This window comes from Rheinheimera tilapiae (genome assembly GCF_042432165.1).
GTDB classification, from domain to species: Bacteria; Pseudomonadota; Gammaproteobacteria; order Enterobacterales; family Alteromonadaceae; genus Pararheinheimera; species Pararheinheimera tilapiae.
In genome coordinates, this window is sequence record NZ_JBHLXP010000005.1 from 92,573 (window position 1) to 109,613 (window position 17,041).

At 51.4% G+C, this 17,041-nt stretch carries 15 protein-coding genes; 8 read left to right on the top strand and 7 right to left on the bottom strand.

The window, feature by feature from the left end; all coding sequences use genetic code 11:
• Positions 1–39 precede the first annotated feature (39 nt).
• On the bottom strand, positions 40–825 hold the full coding sequence (locus tag ACFFJP_RS16685; protein WP_377246759.1) for a methyltransferase domain-containing protein: 786 nt from the start codon (positions 823–825) through the stop codon (positions 40–42).
• A 6-nt stretch (positions 826–831) separates the two neighbouring features.
• Here ACFFJP_RS16685 and ACFFJP_RS16690 point away from each other — a divergent pair, with 6 nt between their 5' ends.
• Positions 832–1,599, top strand: coding sequence for a YdcF family protein (locus ACFFJP_RS16690; protein ID WP_377246762.1), 768 nt, complete (start codon positions 832–834; stop codon positions 1,597–1,599).
• On the opposite strand, the gene ACFFJP_RS16695 is transcribed toward ACFFJP_RS16690, so the two are convergent.
• Together ACFFJP_RS16695 and ACFFJP_RS16700 are read right to left on the bottom strand one after the other, a co-directional pair.
• Positions 1,596–2,366 carry a Nif3-like dinuclear metal center hexameric protein gene (locus ACFFJP_RS16695; protein ID WP_377246765.1) on the bottom strand — a complete coding sequence of 257 codons (771 nt, stop codon included), beginning with the start codon at positions 2,364–2,366 and terminating at the stop codon, positions 1,596–1,598. The genes ACFFJP_RS16690 and ACFFJP_RS16695 overlap by 4 nt on opposite strands.
• Positions 2,356–3,618, bottom strand: coding sequence for a glycosyltransferase (locus tag ACFFJP_RS16700; RefSeq protein ID WP_377246768.1), 1,263 nt, complete (start codon positions 3,616–3,618; stop codon positions 2,356–2,358). Before ACFFJP_RS16700 ends, ACFFJP_RS16695 begins: the two co-directional genes overlap by 11 nt.
• Before the next feature lie 133 nt (positions 3,619–3,751).
• On the opposite strand from ACFFJP_RS16700, the gene trhA reads away from it, so the two are divergent.
• Complete coding sequence (gene trhA, locus ACFFJP_RS16705) at positions 3,752–4,390, top strand: PAQR family membrane homeostasis protein TrhA (RefSeq protein ID WP_377246771.1); 639 nt, start codon at positions 3,752–3,754, stop codon at positions 4,388–4,390.
• A gap of 29 nt (positions 4,391–4,419) precedes the next feature.
• On the opposite strand, the gene ACFFJP_RS16710 is transcribed toward trhA, so the two are convergent.
• Positions 4,420–7,653, bottom strand: coding sequence for an ATP-binding protein (locus tag ACFFJP_RS16710; protein WP_377246774.1), 3,234 nt, complete (start codon positions 7,651–7,653; stop codon positions 4,420–4,422).
• 244 nt (positions 7,654–7,897) lie between these two features.
• Here ACFFJP_RS16710 and trxB point away from each other — a divergent pair, with 244 nt between their 5' ends.
• The 4 genes from trxB (at position 7,898) to infA (ending at position 10,601) form a co-directional block, all read left to right on the top strand.
• Positions 7,898–8,854, top strand: coding sequence for a thioredoxin-disulfide reductase (gene trxB / locus ACFFJP_RS16715; RefSeq protein WP_377246777.1), 957 nt, complete (start codon positions 7,898–7,900; stop codon positions 8,852–8,854).
• A gap of 8 nt (positions 8,855–8,862) precedes the next feature.
• Entirely contained in the window at positions 8,863–9,585 is a 723-nt protein-coding gene (aat, locus tag ACFFJP_RS16720; RefSeq protein ID WP_377246780.1) for a leucyl/phenylalanyl-tRNA--protein transferase, read from the top strand.
• Positions 9,582–10,286 (top strand): arginyltransferase, encoded by a 705-nt coding sequence (locus ACFFJP_RS16725; RefSeq protein WP_377246783.1) that lies wholly within the window; start codon positions 9,582–9,584, stop codon positions 10,284–10,286. Before aat ends, ACFFJP_RS16725 begins: the two co-directional genes overlap by 4 nt.
• A 96-nt stretch (positions 10,287–10,382) precedes the next feature.
• Positions 10,383–10,601, top strand: coding sequence for a translation initiation factor IF-1 (infA, locus tag ACFFJP_RS16730; RefSeq protein WP_377246786.1), 219 nt, complete (start codon positions 10,383–10,385; stop codon positions 10,599–10,601).
• 82 nt (positions 10,602–10,683) lie between these two features.
• Here infA and clpA read toward each other — a convergent pair whose 3' ends face one another.
• Both clpA and clpS read right to left on the bottom strand, forming a co-directional pair.
• On the bottom strand, positions 10,684–12,942 hold the full coding sequence (gene clpA, locus ACFFJP_RS16735; protein WP_377246789.1) for an ATP-dependent Clp protease ATP-binding subunit ClpA: 2,259 nt from the start codon (positions 12,940–12,942) through the stop codon (positions 10,684–10,686).
• A 48-nt stretch (positions 12,943–12,990) separates the two neighbouring features.
• Positions 12,991–13,311, bottom strand: coding sequence for an ATP-dependent Clp protease adapter ClpS (gene clpS / locus ACFFJP_RS16740; protein WP_377246792.1), 321 nt, complete (start codon positions 13,309–13,311; stop codon positions 12,991–12,993).
• Positions 13,312–13,506: 195 nt separating this feature from the next.
• Here clpS and cspD point away from each other — a divergent pair, with 195 nt between their 5' ends.
• Positions 13,507–13,728 carry a cold shock domain-containing protein CspD gene (cspD, locus tag ACFFJP_RS16745; protein ID WP_031570768.1) on the top strand — a complete coding sequence of 74 codons (222 nt, stop codon included), beginning with the start codon at positions 13,507–13,509 and terminating at the stop codon, positions 13,726–13,728.
• A gap of 255 nt (positions 13,729–13,983) precedes the next feature.
• Here cspD and ACFFJP_RS16750 read toward each other — a convergent pair whose 3' ends face one another.
• A complete protein-coding gene (locus ACFFJP_RS16750; protein ID WP_377246795.1) occupies positions 13,984–16,212 on the bottom strand; it encodes an NADP-dependent isocitrate dehydrogenase in 2,229 nt (742 codons plus the stop codon).
• Positions 16,213–16,517: 305 nt separating this feature from the next.
• On the opposite strand from ACFFJP_RS16750, the gene ACFFJP_RS16755 reads away from it, so the two are divergent.
• Positions 16,518–16,985, top strand: a complete 468-nt coding sequence (locus tag ACFFJP_RS16755; protein ID WP_377246798.1) for an NUDIX domain-containing protein — start codon at positions 16,518–16,520, stop codon at positions 16,983–16,985.
• Positions 16,986–17,041: the final 56 nt, after the last annotated feature.

A 17,041-nucleotide genomic window follows, 5' to 3' on the forward strand; every position in this document is an offset into this window, starting at 1 on the left:
GCTAGTCTGCAGCAGCTAATGGTCCTGCTGCAGAGCTTGCTATGCCGGCTTGTGCAATAACAGGTGCTGGTAGCGCCCCAACGACGCATACGGCTCGGTGCGGCTGTAACGCAGTTCCACTTCCAGTAACTTATCAAACTCGCTTTCCTGCTCTGACCGGTCGCGCAGATAATCATGAAAACAGCGCACGCCGGTTTTACTGAGCTGAACAAAACCAGCATCCTGACACCATTGACTGACCGCGCGCGGATCGAGCGGATTTTGTGGGCTCAGACTGACTTTTTTCTTGTACGCCAGATCGCGCAACACATAGTTAAAATTACCATACACAATGTTCGAAAAACGTTTGGCATCAATGTTATAGAACATCAGACTCAGCACACCGCCCGGCTCCACCAGGTGCCATAACTGGTCAATCGCTTGTTGCGGATCTGCCAGCCATTCCAGCACTGCGTGACAGAGTACCACCGGTGCAGTGAATGTTTGCTCAGCCAGTTGTTGCAGTGACAAATGGCTGATCTGCAGGCTGAGTTGCTGTGCCGTCGCAGCTTGCTGCGCCAGTGCCAGCATTTCTGTGGATAGATCAGTTAACGTCACCTGGTGACCCTGCGCTGCCAACCACAACGCCAGCTGCCCTTGCCCGCCGCCCACATCCAACACCCGGGTGCTCGCCTGATTTAACGCAGGCAGTTCCAGCAAATCACGTTGTAACACCAATTGGCGTAAGCGGCCTTTGGTCGTGTTATAGATATTCTGCTGGAATTTGCCGGCAATGCTGTCAAAATTGCGGTCCGACTTGGTTTTTACTGTAGTTTTTCTGGTCATAAACTCATGGATCTGTTGATTAAATTGTTGCTGACGCCGGTAGTTCAGCTGCTGTTGTTACTGTTGCTAAGTATGTTGGCCGCCTGGCGAAACAGTCATCATCTGAAAAAACTGCTGTTACTGCAACTTGCATGCGGTCTGCTGCTGACCAGCAAACCTATTGCTGACTGGCTTGCCGCGCCGCTGGAACTGGCCTATCCGGCCTTTGCACAGCAACAGGTAAAGCATATTGCGGTGCTTGGCTGCAGTCACGCCAATGCCACGTTTTTACCGATCAGCAGCCAGCTGGACTCCTGCAGTAGCGCCCGATTACTTGAAGCCACGCAGATTTGGCGCCGGCAGCCCCAGGCGCTGATACATCTGAGCGGGTCGATCAAAGATCGACGCGAAGCCCATACTGAGGTGGCGCGGCGGTTTTTAGTCGCGCTGGGTGTCCCCGACCAACAAATCCGCCTACATCCTGATGCGACCGATACTGAAGGCGAGATCACATTGTTAATCAAGGCAATACCTGCGACTGAGCCGATGGCATTAGTGACCTCTGCGATGCATATGCCTCGCGCGATGCGTTGGTTTACCAGCGCAAACCGCCTGCCGGTTGCAGCGCCTGCCGACTATCACCTGCGTCGCAATCCTGAAGACCCGTTGCGCTGGCAAGCCTGGTTGCCAACCGTTAATGCGATGGAGACTTTTGGCTACGCATTTTATGAGTACGCTGGCTTGCTGGAACAACACATTCGTCTGCACCAGCTTAACCGCCAGTTCCAGAATTAAGCCGGATTATAAATATCGGCAAAAATCACTTCGATACCGGTCTCTGCTGCCAACCATTCGCCCAGCGCTTTGATGCCATAACGTTCCGTGGCGTGATGACCGGCGGCGATAAAATGAATACCCAGTTCGTTGGCACTATGAATGGTTTGCTCGGATACTTCGCCACTGATAAACAGTTGTGCGCCGGCAGCTGCCGCCTGATCGATATAACCCTGACCGCCACCGGTACACCAGGCGATTTGTGTAACGGCGCCGATACCGGCGTCATGGACAAACACCTGCCGACCCAGCTGCTGTTGCAGCAGCGCCACGATCTCAGTTAAGGCTTGAGGTTCAACCAGACTGGCCTGCCTGACCACCCCAACCGGCTCCACGCTGGCCAGAGCGCTGATCTCAGTCAAGCCCAGCAAAGCGCCAAGTCTGGCGTTATTGCCGAGCTCAGGATGAATATCCAGCGGCAAATGATAGGCCAGCAGGTTGATATCATGCTGTAACAACGTCTGCAGGCGACGTTTTTTCATTCCAGTGATTTCACTGCTTTCGCCTTTCCAGAAATAACCATGGTGTACCAGCACCGCATCAACCTGCTCGGCAACCGCCCGCTCCAGCAGCGCCTGTGACGCTGTCACCCCGGTCAGCACTTTGCGGATCTGCTGACGGCCTTCCACTTGCAGCCCGTTCGGGCAATAGTCGCGCACACGCGTGATCTCTAGTTTCTGGTTCAGCAACTGGACCAACTGGTCGCGGCTTAACGGACTATTTAACATCGGAACACTCCTGCGATTCTTGTGCGGCCAGCTTATTTTTCGCTTCGATCCACTGCGCCATAAATTTTGTACTGCGATGATGATGATACTTTAACATGCTACCCAGAAAAGCTTCAGAGCGGTGGCTGCTCAGTTGCTGCTGCACCGCTGCAATGCGCTGCCAGAGCTGCGGCTGCAGAAGTTCGGCAGAAAATTGCGCCAAACAGGACGGAGCTTTGTCCTGTGCTTGTTTCCACAGCTCTTGCTGCTGATACAAGGCGACGGCTGCGTCAAGCAGCGCGGTATCCTCGTCCGCTATCGCGCCAGGAAAATCAATGAAGCCTGGCTGCTGACTAATGCCTTCCGCACCAATTTCAGTCGTCACTACCGGCGTGCCATAACGCATCGCATCAATGATTTTACCTTTGAGGCCCGCGCCAAAACTCAGCGGCGCCAGACAGAGGCGATAATCGTGAAACGCCTCTGCAGCATGATCAGCCCAGCCTTTGATGAAAAAACCTTGTTTGGGTGCATGCAATTGGGTAGCTTTGGGCGGCGGATACGCGCCATAGATATGCAATTCAACGCCAGGCAAGCGGGCACGCAACGCTGGCCAAAGCTGTTTGAGGCGCAATACCGCCTGCCAGTTCGGTTCATGACGAAAATTGCCAATAAAACTGATGTGCCGGCGCGTAGCAAAAGTCACCGAGGTATCCACTGTGACGTCGTCCAGTAAAAACGGGCAATACAACAGCTGCGAGACCGGCACCTGATAAAACTCGGTTAACAATCGATGTTCTGCCATCGAAATGGTCAGCGTCAGGTCGCAGCGTAAGATCGCCGCCACTTCACGCATGGCCAGTTCTGAACGCAAATCTGCTGCCGTCACAGCCCTATTGGCGCTAAACGCCTGCTGGCGGGCAAAACGCAGGCAATGCAGGTCTTCACTATCGAGTAGTTTCAGTGCCTGCGGACAGACATCATCCACCCACCAGCCAAATTGTTCTTCCAGCATAAAGCGGTCAAATAACACCACCGCCGGTTGCCATTGCTGCAGCTGAGCGGCAAAACTCTGGCAATTCAGCGCCACGCTCGCTTCCTCAATACCCCAGTTGGATAAATCGAAACGGTGGGGTGATTTTTCCGCCGCACTGGCAAAAATAATGCGAAAACCCTGCTGACGATAAAGCTGTAACAAACTCAGCATTCGCCAGCCCGCCGCAGAGGAATTCGGTTCGGGCCAAACATAACCCAACACCAGTAATAATGGCATAACAACCCCCGAACACGGTTTATTGCCGCGCATTGTAGCGGTTTCTGCCAACGAGGCAATCGGCGTCGCTGTCGCCGGTTTCGTCAGATGTGGTAAGCTGAGCCGACCAGAAACAGTAAAGAGAATTAATTCTGTGGATTTAAGATACCAAGGCTATGACGAAACCCTGCATGCGCTAAGTCACGCCATCGGCGCTGTGTTAAGTGTCATTGGCCTCGGCCTGATGTTATGGCGCCTGCCCGCAGGTGAACCTGCAGCTTTATTTGCCGTGCTGGCATTTGGCCTCAGTCTGATTTTGTTATACAGCTGCTCAGCGTGTTACCACGCCAGCACAGATGCCAAACGCAAAGCGTTTTGGCGCAAGCTGGATCACAGCGCCATCTATCTATTAATTGCCGGCACCTATACCCCATTTACGCTAATCAGTCTGAAAGACAGTTGGGGCTTTTATCTGGTGCTGGTGGTATGGGGTATCGCCTGCCTGGGCGTCGCACTGGAATTTGTCGCCCATCTAAAGTTCAAACGTCTGAGTCTGATGCTGTATCTGCTGATGGGCTGGCTGGTGCTGATCGCTGCCGGGCCAATGCTGGACCATGTACCGGCCGGTGGTTTGTGGTGGTTATTGGCCGGCGGCTTATGTTATTCCGGCGGCGTAATTTTTTATTTGTGGCACCGTTTGCGCTACCACCACCTGATTTGGCACTGTTTTGTTGTAGCAGGCAGTATCTGCCATTTCTGGTCGGTTTATCGTTATGTACTATCGCCCCAATAAAGTATCTGGGGCGCAACAAACCGGCACAATTAAACCGCTGGTTCGGCGTATAGCCGGGCCAGCCGGATCCAGAACTGCGTACCGACATGTTCGGTGCTACTAAAACCAATTTGACCGCCATGACTTTCGATGATGCGTTTGCAAATCGTAAGACCGAGACCTGTGCCTTCTTTTGAACGGCTGTCGGATGCATCTGCCTGCGAAAATTTTTCAAAGATCCGCGGTTTAAACTGATCCGGGATCCCTTGGCCCTGATCGATCACTTCAACTAATACCATGTCATTCTGCTGCGACAACCGCAGGATCACCGTGCTGTCTGGCGGGGAAAACTTCACCGCATTGGAAAGCAGATTATCCAGCACCTGTCGTAAGCGCAACTGATCTGCCTGCACCATTACCGGTGGCTGCTGCAGCAATTGCGTTTCAACCTGCACCTGATACCGCAAGGCATAACTCTGGATCCCATGCACTGCGGTTTGACACAATTCAAACAGGTCGAGCGGCTTTAACTGCAGCACAAACTTACCGGCTTCAAATTTTTGCACATCCAGCAGGTCGTTAATCAGCTGCGATAAACGCTCACAATTCTGCTGCGCGGTATCGACCAGTTGTCGGTAAGCATCTGAGCCGAGGGGGACCACGCTCTGGGCAACCAAGCCTATTGCGCCGCGGATCGAGGTCAGCGGCGTACGTAATTCATGAGACACTGTGGAGATAAATTCATCTTTAAGCTTATCCAGTCGCTTGAGCTCTTTATTCGCCTTGGCGATCTCAGTCAGACTTTTTTCCAGCTGCCGGGTCCGTAGCGATAACGTCATCGAACTTTCTTCCAGTGCCCTGGTGCGCTCGGTTACTTTAGTTTCCAGAATGAGTTGTGCTTTGGCACGCTCCTGGACTGAGTTCTGCAGCAATTTATTGATCTGATGGATGTGACGTAAACGGTATTGATGGAATGTCAGGATCAACAACATCGTCAGGACAAAACCAAGTGCCTGCACTGAGCTGTGTTGCCACCAGCTTGGCAATACCTGAACCCGCACCTGCTCCGGTACCTGATTAAATAGACCATGGTTATTAGAGCCTTTGAGTTCCAGTTCGTAGTCACCGGCTGGCAAATTGGAGTAATAGGCACCGCGCCGGCCAGGTTGCAGGATCCAATCCTGATCAAAACCAGTCAGTTTATACATGTATTGATTGCGCGTCGGATCATGGAAATCAAGACTGGCGAATTCAAACTCAAGACTGGTGTCTGTCGGCTTTAGCACAATATCCGGCCAGCGGGCGGTGTTTGCCTGCATCGGCAGTGGTTTGTTATTGACCAAAATGCGCGATACGGCCACTTTAGGTTCAATCTGATTAATCCAAATCAACGCAGGTTCCATCAGCGTCAATCCTTCGATAGAGCCAATGTAAAAGCTGCCTTGCTGGTCATCAAAAAATGACTTGAACACTTGCTCTGTCGCCACCAGGCCATCCTGTCGGGTAAAGGTGATCAGGCGTTGACTGTCGCTGTGTTTCAGACTCAATCCTTTTGCCGACAATAGCCAAATATTCTGTTGCTGATCAGCGTAGGCACCGATGATGTTGCTGGTCGGTAAGCCACTGCGTTCATCGAGTAAATGCTGAGTGTCTGTTTGCGGATCGTACACAACCAGACCTTGCTGCGTACAAATCAGTAACGTTGCGGCCGGGCCATGCTCGAGGCATTGCACGTCCTGACTGGGTAATGTCAGTTTGTTCGCTGCGGCTTCACTGAAATGCTCGACCTGACCATTTTCATGCCGGATGCGGAACACACCGGAATAACGGGTACCGACCCAGGTATCGTCGCCACTGACCAGCATCGCTTGCACGGCATCGCCGGTTTTATGCCGGATCTCCGGCTGCAAATAGGTTGTTGAGGTATTTGCTGCCGGGTCCCAGTGAATAACCCCATCACCCCACAAACCAATCCAGAAACTACCATCAGCCTGAATACTTAAATCGCGGATATTGGCCGCCACCTGCGGATTCTGCCGGAATGGCTCAGTGACCAGAACAACCTGATCGGCGGCTTGATCCACGCGGTACAAACCAACATCGGTTGCTGCAAAAATTTGACCGGTCTGGTCCGGTCGGATCGCGTTAACCCGTCCGTCGGTCAGGAAGGGCTTTAAGGTGCCGGAACTACGGTCAAACCGATAAAGATTTTCGGCGCTGCCTAGCCAAATCGCGTCTTTATCCGCAAACACGGCGGTGACGGTAAACTGTAGTTGCGCGGCATCCAGCTGCGGTGCTAAATCATGCAGTGATGCGAATGCTGATTTGCTGTGACGGGTGTAATACAAACCGTTCTCACGTGAACCTAGCCATAACACACCAGTCCGGTCTAAAAATACCGAACGGATATTCACGGTGGGCAACAACGATTGTTGTTCACGGAATTTTAGAAATTGCTGTAATTGCGGATGAACCCGAAACAATCCGTTGTATGTTCCAAGCAGTAACATGCCATTTTGATCTGCGGAGATCACATTAATAATCGGCGCATTACGACCGGCAAAAAATGGGATCTTTTGGAAGGTTCGTTGCTTGGGTTCCAGTACAAATAATCCCTGACGAGTGCCGACCCATAACTTATCGCCGGCGCTATACAAGGCTCTGATTTCATTGTCACGGCCTGTGCCGTTCGGAAATGGCAACATCACTTCAGACAACCCGGTATCTTCCCGCCAGGCATGTAACCCAGCGGACGTGCCGATCCAAAGCGTATTGTCCTGGGTTTGGCTCAGACTCCAGATGCGGTTGTGCGCCAGCTGCCTGTCAGATAACTGCAAACGCTGCCATTGGCCGTCTGCGGTCATCCGGTTAATGCCGCGGGTACTACCCACCCACAGATTCTGCTGTTTATCTTCAAACAATACCTGAACCTGCATACTGGCCAGACTGTCCGGATCCGACGGGTCTGTAACAAAGCGGCGTAACTTACCGGTCTTGGCATCAATACGACTTAGGCCGTATCCCCAGGTACCAGCCCAAATATTGTGTTGATTATCAATCAGTAAACTACCGACATCCTGTGACCCCAACGTATTCAGTTCTTCCGGCGTCAGTACTTGAAATTCGGTAAACTGATAGCCGTCGTAGCGCAATAAGCCTGAATTGGTCGAGCTTAACCAGATAAAGCCTTCCACATCCTGTGCTACACCATAAATGGTGGCATTTGGCAGGCCGTCATCGACGCCAATTCGTTTAAACAACGCATCGGCGGCATGCGCCGGCATAACCAGCAACAGCAGCCAGAACCATAAAAACAGTCTCAGAGAAACCTCCGCTCACAGACGTCGGGACGTTCGTAGTCATTTGCTGACCACACCTAATGAGGCTAAATTAGCACAGCAGTCCCGACTTTACAGTCAGGCCGAAATAAATTTAGTCCCCGACTTTGACTTCCGGTTGCAATCCAATAGAATCGGCCCCACGTAGAGACCAAGCCTTATCTTGTTCAGATTTATCTCGGGGATATTCATGTCAAATCCAAAACACAGCCGCCTGCTCATTCTCGGTTCAGGACCGGCCGGATATACCGCAGCTGTTTATGCCGCCCGCGCCAACTTAAAACCGGTGTTACTGACGGGGATGCAGCAAGGCGGTCAGCTGACCACCACCACAGAAGTTGAGAACTGGCCTGGCGACCCACATGGTTTGACCGGACCAGCGCTGATGGAGCGGATGCGTGAACACGCTGAAACGTTCAACACTGAAATCGTCTTTGATCACATTCATACCGTGAACCTGCAACAACGCCCTTTCCTGCTGACCGGAGACAATGGTCAGTACAGTTGTGATGCACTGATCATCGCAACCGGTGCATCGGCCAAATACCTCGGACTTGAATCTGAAACTAAGTTCAGCGGTCGTGGCGTATCTGCCTGCGCAACCTGTGATGGCTTCTTTTTCCGTAAGCAAAAAGTGGCGGTCGTCGGCGGTGGCAACACCGCAGTGGAAGAAGCCCTGTATTTGTCGAATATCGCTGCAGAAGTACACCTGATCCATCGCCGGGATAGCTTTAAAGCGGAAAAAATTCTGATCGACCGTTTAAATGCCAAAGTTGCCAGCGGCAATATTGTGCTGCATACCCATCGTGAACTGGCAGAAGTGCTGGGCGATGACAATGGCGTCACCGGCGTCCGGCTGTCATCGACCAACGGTCATTCCGACGAGCAAGTCGAGCTGCAAGGCGTATTTATCGCCATTGGTCACAAACCAAATACCGATATCTTTGCCGGACAGCTTGAGATGAACGGTGGTTATCTGGCAGTCCAAAGCGGCCTGCATGGCAACGCGACACAAACCAGTATTCCTGGGGTATTCGCGGCGGGTGACGTCAGTGACCACATCTATCGCCAGGCCATCACGTCAGCCGGCACCGGCTGTATGGCTGCACTGGATGCAGAACGTTATCTCGACGCCTTAGCCAAGTAAAAACTGCGATGACGCTGTGGCTGCCAGAACTGGATGCAGACTCTCTCTGGTTCCCTGCTGCTGAGACAGCGCTAAGGGAACCAGACGGATTACTTGCCTTTGGTGGTGACTTATCAGTCGCGCGGCTGCAGCAAGCTTATCACCAAGGTATCTTTCCATGGTTCAGAGACGGTGACCCTTTGTTATGGTGGTCACCGGGCACCCGGGCTGTATTCCGGCCCGGAAGCCTGCACGCTGGCCGTAGCCTGCGTAAAGACTGGCAAAAACATCAATATCACTTCAGCTGTGATCAGGCTTTTCCTGCAGTGATTGCTGCATGTGCAGCACCGCGGGCCCGCCAGCGTGGCACCTGGATCTCGGACGACATCCAGCAAGCCTATATCGCGTTACATCACGCCGGCGTCGCGCATAGTCTGGAAGTCTGGCAACAAGACAGGTTAGTCGGTGGTTTGTACGGCGTGCAGGTCGGGGCGTTATTTTGTGGTGAATCGATGTTTAACCTGGTGCCTAATGCCGCCAAGCTGGCTCTGGTGCAGCTACAGCACTATTTGCAGTCATTTGGCCTCGGCTGGATTGATTGCCAGCTCCCCAACGCTTTTTTATTACAATGCGGCGCTTCAACACAGCCCAGGCATGAGTATTTGCAACTCCTGCAACAACAGGCTTCGCAGCCAATTCCCGCAAGTTTGTGGCAGACCGGCGCCATTCCGTCATTGATTCGTGCGCAATGAGTGATAAATTTTTACTAGGCGTCAGCCAGCCGCACCATTGCAGTTATCTACCGGAACAACAAGAACGTCTGCTATTCAGTCTGCCGGACCAACCATTGTCACCAGAAATATATCAATGGCTAACCGAGCATAACTTTCGTCGCAGTGGTGAACAGCTGTATCGGCCTTATTGTCTGAATTGTCAGGCTTGTCAGGCAGTCCGGCTTGATGTCAGTACTTTAAAACTGAACCGTAGCCAACGTCGGTTACAACAACAGGCAACTAAACTGAACTGGAGTTGGCGCTGGCAACAACAGCCGTTACTCTGTGATTATTTTCCGCTCTATCAAGCTTATATCAGCGCACGCCACTCCGAGGGCGTGATGTACCCGCCAGCCCCCGAGCACCTGCAACAATTGCTGAACTGTCACTGGTTACCGGTGAGTACGCTGGAACAATATGTTGATGGTGAACTGGTTGGCGTATTGGTACTGGATCATCTGCCGGAAGGCTTATCCGCCGTCTATAGTTTTTATCAGCCTGAACATGCATTGGCGCTTGGTATTCTGGCAGTATTAGCCGGCACCGAATTATGCCGTCAGCAACAGTTACCTTATTTGTATCTCGGTTACCTGGTCAGTGACTCCGATAAAATGCGTTATAAAAGCCAGTTTCGGCCACAACAGCGTCTTATTCAGGATGAATGGCAAACTTTTTGCTAAATCACTGCTTGTCGCTTTACTTATCGCCGGCTTTTCGGCACAATCTGCGCTGTTTTTTTCTGTTTAAATTAAAATCTGAAGGGGCTCGTACGCTGCATGGCGAAAGAAGACGTGATTGAAATGCAAGGCACCATCCTTGAAACCTTGCCAAATACCATGTTCCGGGTAGAACTCGAAAACGGTCACGTGGTCATCGCGCATATTTCTGGGAAAATGCGCAAAAACTACATCCGCATCCTGACAGGTGACAAAGTGACGGTTGAACTGACGCCTTATGACTTAACCAAGGGCCGGATCGTCTTCCGTCAACGTTGAGTACCAAACTGCTGTGAAGAACCAGCAAAATAAAACCCGGCATGGCCGGGTTTTGTTTTTTCAGCTTGGCGACTCGGTTAAATCAAACGACCGCTGCGTCTTCATGATAATCGAAGCTGAGTTCGTCACCGTGCAGATCAATCCGTACCTCACCACCATGGCTCAAACGGCCGAACAGGATCTCATTGGCTAACGGCTTTTTCAGCTGTTCCTGCACAACCCGTCCCATTGGCCGAGCGCCCATCGCTTGGTCGTAACCTTTGTCCGCCAGCCATTGCCGCGCGGTTGGACTGAGTTCCATTTGCACTTGTTTTTTGTCCAGTTGCACTTGGAGATCACAGACAAATTTGTCGACGATTTGCAAAATAATGTCACGGCTTAAATGCTGGAACCAGATGATGCCATCAAGCCGGTTACGGAATTCCGGGCTGAAAGTACGATTGATTTCGGCCAGCGCGTCGTGACTATGATCCTGCTGTTTAAAGCCGATAGTTTTGCGCACCGTTTCCTGCACACCGGCATTCGTCGTCATCACCAGCACCACGTTACGGAAGTCTATTTTCCGGCCGTTATTATCGGTCAGCGTACCGTGGTCCATCACTTGGAGCAGGATATTGTAAATATCACTGTGCGCTTTTTCGATCTCGTCCAGTAACACAACAGAATACGGATGTTTAGACACCGCATCAGTCAGCAAACCGCCCTGCTCAAACCCCACATAACCCGGCGGCGCACCGATTAAGCGGCTGACCGCATGACGTTCCATGTATTCGGACATATCAAAGCGCAGCAATTCGACGCCCATGATCCGCGCCAGCTGTTTGGTGACTTCAGTTTTGCCGACGCCGGTCGGTCCGGCAAACAAGAAACTACCGATCGGTTTTTCTTCATTGCCAAGACCAGAACGCGACAAGCGGATGGCGGAAGTTAGCACTTCAATCGGCGCATCCTGACCAAATACCACCAGCTTCAGATTCCGATCGAGGTTCGCCAGCACGTCTTTGTCTGACGCAGAAACAGATTTTTCCGGGATCCGCGCCATTTTCGCGATAATGTGCTCAATCTCTGGCACGTTAATCACTTTTTTCCGTTTCGAAGCCGGCAGCATACGTTGGCTGGCGCCTGCTTCATCAATGACATCAATGGCTTTATCCGGCAGATGCCGTTCATTAATATACTTCGCTGAAAGCTCTGCAGCGGCACGTAAGGCCTTTTGTGTGTAACGCACGCCGTGGTGCTGTTCGTAGCGCTCTTTCAATCCCTGTAGGATTTGTGTGGTGTCGTCGACACTCGGCTCTGTGATATCAATTTTCTGGAAGCGCCGCACAAGTGCAGTATCTTTTTCAAAGATACTTTTGAATTCCTGATAAGTCGTAGAACCGATACAACGCAGACGCCCGCTCGACAGTAACGGCTTAATCAGATTCGATGCATCCATCACACCGCCGCTGGCTGCGCCGGCGCCGATCACCGTATGGATTTCATCGATAAATAAAATGGCGTCTTTTTCGCGTTCAATTTCTTTTAATAACGACTTCAACCGCTTTTCAAAATCACCGCGGTATTTAGTGCCGGCTAATAGCGCGCCCATATCAAGGGAATAAATGGTCGCATTGGCGATGACTTCAGGAACCTGATTCTGAACGATACGAAATGCCAGGCCTTCCGCGATAGCAGTTTTACCGACACCGGCTTCACCAACCAACAGCGGGTTATTTTTCTTACGGCGACACAACACCTGAATGGTGCGTTCTAATTCCATATCGCGACCAACCAACGGGTCTATCTGGCCATTCTTAGCTAGTACATTCAGATTTGATGTGAAATTTTCCAGGTATTTATTGTCTTCAACGGCGACTTCCCCGTTTTCGTCTTGTTGTTGCTCGTCGGATTGTTCAAGTTTCTCCGATTTGATCACGCCGTGGGAGATAAAATTAACGATATCTAGGCGGCTGATATCGGTTTTTTTCAACAGATATACCGCCTGCGATTCCTGCTCACTAAAGATTGCCACCAGCACATTGGCGCCGGTTACTTCAGATTTACCAGACGATTGGACATGAAACACCGCGCGCTGCAATACGCGTTGAAAACCGAGGGTTGGTTGAGTATCACGCTCTAAGTCGCCATCAGGGATGAGCGGCGTGGTGGAGTCAATAAAATTGGCCAGTTCAAGGCGCAGACGTTCAATATTAGCGCCGCAGGACTTTAATGCATCACCGGCAGCAGGGTTATCAAGCAAAGCCAGCAGCAGGTGCTCGACGGTCATATATTCGTGGCGGCGTTCTCTGGCAAAGCGAAATGCCAGGTTCAGCGTTAACTCAAGATCTTTATTTAACATAAGACAACTCCCAATCCACCTGAGTTATAAAAAGCTGAGAGACTACAGTCAGGCACGCTCCATAGTACAAAGTAACGGATGTTCATGTTCTCTGGCATATTCGCTGACCTGCTGAACTTTGGTTTCGGCAATGCCTGCAGTAAACACGCCACAGACCGCTTTACCTTCGTAATGAACTTGCAACATCACTTCGCTGGCTTTTTCATATTGCATATTAAAAAACCGGGTCAGCACGTCGATGACAAAATCCATCGGGGTGTAATCATCATTGTGCAACACCACTTTATACATCGGCGGGGGTTCGACTTTCTGTCGTATCAGCTCCGCCAGCCCTTCGGAATGTCCGTCACCAAATTTAGTGTTGCTCATAGACTATAGTCACGCCTGTTGCTTCCATCAAAGGATGTTGTGTTGATTCTGCCGCATTTCAAGTGGTCTTACTTCCGTAAAAAACTTGACTAGTTGCGCAAATTATCTACAGTAATTTTTGGAGCATTGCGCACGGCAATAACTCCGAACCTAAGAATACAGATTTTAGCTAACGAAGAGAAGGAAGTAAGTAGTATGGCTACCGGTAAAGTAAAATGGTTCAACAATGCCAAAGGTTTTGGCTTTATCCGTGAAGAGGGTCGTGACGAAGACATTTTCGCCCACTACTCCACCATCAGCATGGATGGTTACCGGACACTGAAAGCTGGTCAAGACGTTACATTTGAACTGTCAGAGGGACCGAAAGGTCTGCATGCAGTGAATATTGCACTGCCAGAAGGTGAAAAACCTGAATAACCACTGAGGCGAACTGACGATGCAGGGCGTCAACCAGCTCAAGTGCGGCGACAGGCCAACTGCCTGTGAAAGCGGTCTGTGATACCCCCGATATCACGGCCGTTTTTGTTTTTTAGCCCCTCCTCCCGCTTTAATCCATCTTGAGATTATTTCTGGTGAGCCGCATAGCCAGTCAGTAGCAGTTCGTGCAATACCGTCCAGCAAATAAAGAAGGCACCCGAAGGTGCCCTCTGTATTTTACGACTGACCGACGGCTCAGACCGCGGCTAACGCGGCATTTAACAGCGCACTTGGCCGCAGTGCGGCACTGGCTTTAGCATCGTCCAGACGGTAATAGCCGCCGATATCCACTGCCTTGCCCTGCACTGTGTTCAGCTCAGCAACAATTGCAGCTTCCTGTTCGCTCAGTGTCTTCGCCAGTGGTGCAAAACGGGCCGCCAGTGCCGCATCTTTGCTCTGTGCGGCAACAGCCTGCGCCCAGTACAATGCCAGATAAAAATGGCTACCACGGTTATCCAGCTGACCCAACTTGCGGGTTGGTGATTTGTCGTTATCGAGGAACTTCGCCGTTGCCTGGTCCAGCGTTTCTGCCAGCACTTGGGCACGCGCGTTGCCCGACACCTGACTTAAATGTTCCAGCGATGCAGCCAGCGCCAGAAATTCACCCAATGAATCCCAACGTAAATGGTTCTCTTCGACAAACTGCTCAACATGTTTAGGTGCTGAACCACCAGCGCCAGTTTCGAACAGACCACCACCATTCATCAGTGGCACAATCGACAGCATTTTGGCGCTGGTGCCGAGCTCAAGAATTGGGAACAGGTCCGTCAGATAATCGCGCAGTACGTTACCAGTCACAGAAATCGTATCCAGACCTTGTTTGATCCGATCCAGACTAAAACGCGTGGCCGCTTCCGGTGACATGATCTGAATATTCAGACCACTGGTATCATGGTTTTTCAGGTAAGTTTCCACTTTCTGAATGATTTGCGCGTCATGGGCCCGATTAGCGTCTAACCAGAACACCGCTGGCGTATTGGACAGACGAGCACGGCTGACTGCGAGTTTCACCCAATCCTGTACCGGCGCATCTTTAGTCTGGCACATCCGCCAGATGTCGCCGGCTTCGACTACATGACTCATTAATACCGCACCGGCAGCATCGACGACCTGTACAGTACCGCTAGCTGGGATCTCAAAAGTTTTGTCGTGTGAGCCGTATTCTTCAGCTTTTTGCGCCATCAGGCCCACGTTCGGTACCGAACCCATAGTGCGCGGGTCAAAAGCACCGTTGGCGATACAGAAACTAATGGTTTCCTGATAAACGCCGGCATAGCAGCGGTCCGGGATCACGAATTTAGTGTCTTGTAACTTGCCGGCCGCGTTCCACATCTGACCTGAACTGCGGATAGCCGCTGGCATTGACGCATCGATAATGACGTCGCTTGGAACGTGCAGGTTGGTGATGCCTTTATCAGAATTCACCATCGCCACACCCGGCTGCGCGGCATAAGCTGCCTGCAGATCGGCTTCGACTTCAGCGCGCTGCGTCTCCGGCAATTGCTGGATCTTCGCCAGTAAATCGCCAAGGCCATTGTTCACGTCTACGCCTAAGTTGGCGAACAATGCTGCATGCTTATCAAACACTGATTTGAAGAACACAGTCACAACATGACCAAACATGATTGGGTCAGACACTTTCATCATCGTCGCTTTCAGATGCACTGAGAACAGCACGCCTTTGGCTTTGGCATCGGCGATTTCAACTGCGAGGAATTCGCGCAGAGCAGTCTTACTCATCACTGCGGCATCGATGATTTCGCCAGCAGACAAATTGGTTTTTTCTTTCAGCACTTTGACAGTGCCATCAGCTTGTACTAGCTGAATTTTTACCGGGCCAGCTGCTGATACAGTTACAGATTGTTCGCTGCCATAAAAATCGCCATGTGTCATGTGTGACACATGTGATTTGGAATCTTTTGACCAGGCGCCCATCGAATGTGGGTTTTTCCGGGCATATTGCTTCACTGACAGCGGCGCACGGCGGTCAGAGTTACCTTCCCGCAGCACTGGGTTCACTGCACTGCCTTTGACTTTGTCGTAACGCGCTTTTACGTCTTTTTCCAACGCAGTTTGTGGCTCTTCCGGATAATCCGGCAGCGCATAGCCTTTTGCCTGCAGCTCTTTAATTGCTGCTTTTAACTGAGGAACAGAGGCACTAATATTTGGCAGCTTAATAATGTTGGCTTCCGGTTTGGTTGCCAGCTCACCCAGTTCAGCCAGCGCATCGGCTTGTTGCTGTTCAGGTTTCAGGAATTCAGGAAACAACGCAATAATGCGACCGGATAATGAAATGTCACGGGTTTCCACCACAACATCTGCCGCTTTGGCAAAGGTCTGCACTATTGGCAGGAAAGAATAAGTCGCAAGCGCTGGCGCTTCATCGGTTTGGGTATAAATGATTTTAGAAATTTCAGTAGTCATATCAGGTCCTGGCTAGCTCTCGACAAGCACCGCTATTGCAGCAGCCACGCACATCCAGCGGTACGTTGCAGCGAAATACCGGTAAATTAAAAAACGGTCCAAACAAAACGGCCACAGTGTAGCAGCAAGCGACCAACAAGCAGAAGAGCCTGTACAGGCCCGGCCATCTTTGTGCGCTGTGAAATTTGCTATCAGGGACTGTCAGTGGCGCTTTAGTGTACGCTTTTCAAGCGCATGGAAAAACCTTTTGTGGACTGACCTGTGCTTAATCCGTATAACAAAGAAAATTCAACAGGGATCAACAAGTGCCAGATCGTTCATCGCTACATCTGACCGTTGCTGCGGTCGTCTGCCATCAACAGCGTTTTTTGCTGGTCGAAGAGCGCGACAAAATCACCGGTGCGCTGGTGCTGAATCAACCAGCTGGTCATGTCGAAGCTGGCGAAGACTTATTCAGTGCTGTGCAACGGGAATTGCAGGAAGAAACCGGCCTGATTTTAACTCCGACCGCCTGGCTCGGTATTTCACAGCTGCAAGCCGCCAACGGCCACTTCTATTACCGGGTGAATTTTGTGTTTGAACCGGTCACTTTACCTGAACACTATCAGCCGCAAGACGCCGATATTCTGGCATTGCATTGGCTGAACGCTGATGAACTGCAACAAGCTGCACTGCCGGTGCGTAGTAGTCTGGTCAGCCATGCGATCAGCGAATACCTGCAAGGTGTGCGACTGCCACTTGATGCATTACAGCCAATGGTCAGGATGGTCTGACCGACCTTTGCGCCGGCGCAGGCTGTGTTGGCGCACAAATGATGCTATAATCCGCG

Excerpts from the sequence above, each read along its gene's own strand:
- trxB (WP_377246777.1), top strand. The coding sequence starts at position 7,898 with ATGTCAAATCCAAAACACAGCCGCCTGCTCATTCTCGGTTCAGGACCG.
- clpA (WP_377246789.1), bottom strand. The coding sequence starts at position 12,942 with ATGTTAAATAAAGATCTTGAGTTAACGCTGAACCTGGCATTTCGCTTT.
- clpS (WP_377246792.1), bottom strand. The coding sequence starts at position 13,311 with ATGAGCAACACTAAATTTGGTGACGGACATTCCGAAGGGCTGGCGGAG.
- ACFFJP_RS16750 (WP_377246795.1), bottom strand. The coding sequence starts at position 16,212 with ATGACTACTGAAATTTCTAAAATCATTTATACCCAAACCGATGAAGCG.
- ACFFJP_RS16695 (WP_377246765.1), bottom strand. The coding sequence starts at position 2,366 with ATGTTAAATAGTCCGTTAAGCCGCGACCAGTTGGTCCAGTTGCTGAAC.
- cspD (WP_031570768.1), top strand. The coding sequence starts at position 13,507 with ATGGCTACCGGTAAAGTAAAATGGTTCAACAATGCCAAAGGTTTTGGC.
- infA (WP_377246786.1), top strand. The coding sequence starts at position 10,383 with ATGGCGAAAGAAGACGTGATTGAAATGCAAGGCACCATCCTTGAAACC.
- ACFFJP_RS16685 (WP_377246759.1), bottom strand. The coding sequence starts at position 825 with ATGACCAGAAAAACTACAGTAAAAACCAAGTCGGACCGCAATTTTGAC.
- ACFFJP_RS16725 (WP_377246783.1), top strand. The coding sequence starts at position 9,582 with ATGAGTGATAAATTTTTACTAGGCGTCAGCCAGCCGCACCATTGCAGT.
- aat (WP_377246780.1), top strand. The coding sequence starts at position 8,863 with ATGACGCTGTGGCTGCCAGAACTGGATGCAGACTCTCTCTGGTTCCCT.
- ACFFJP_RS16710 (WP_377246774.1), bottom strand. The coding sequence starts at position 7,653 with ATGCCGGCGCATGCCGCCGATGCGTTGTTTAAACGAATTGGCGTCGAT.
- ACFFJP_RS16690 (WP_377246762.1), top strand. The coding sequence starts at position 832 with ATGGATCTGTTGATTAAATTGTTGCTGACGCCGGTAGTTCAGCTGCTG.
- ACFFJP_RS16700 (WP_377246768.1), bottom strand. The coding sequence starts at position 3,618 with ATGCCATTATTACTGGTGTTGGGTTATGTTTGGCCCGAACCGAATTCC.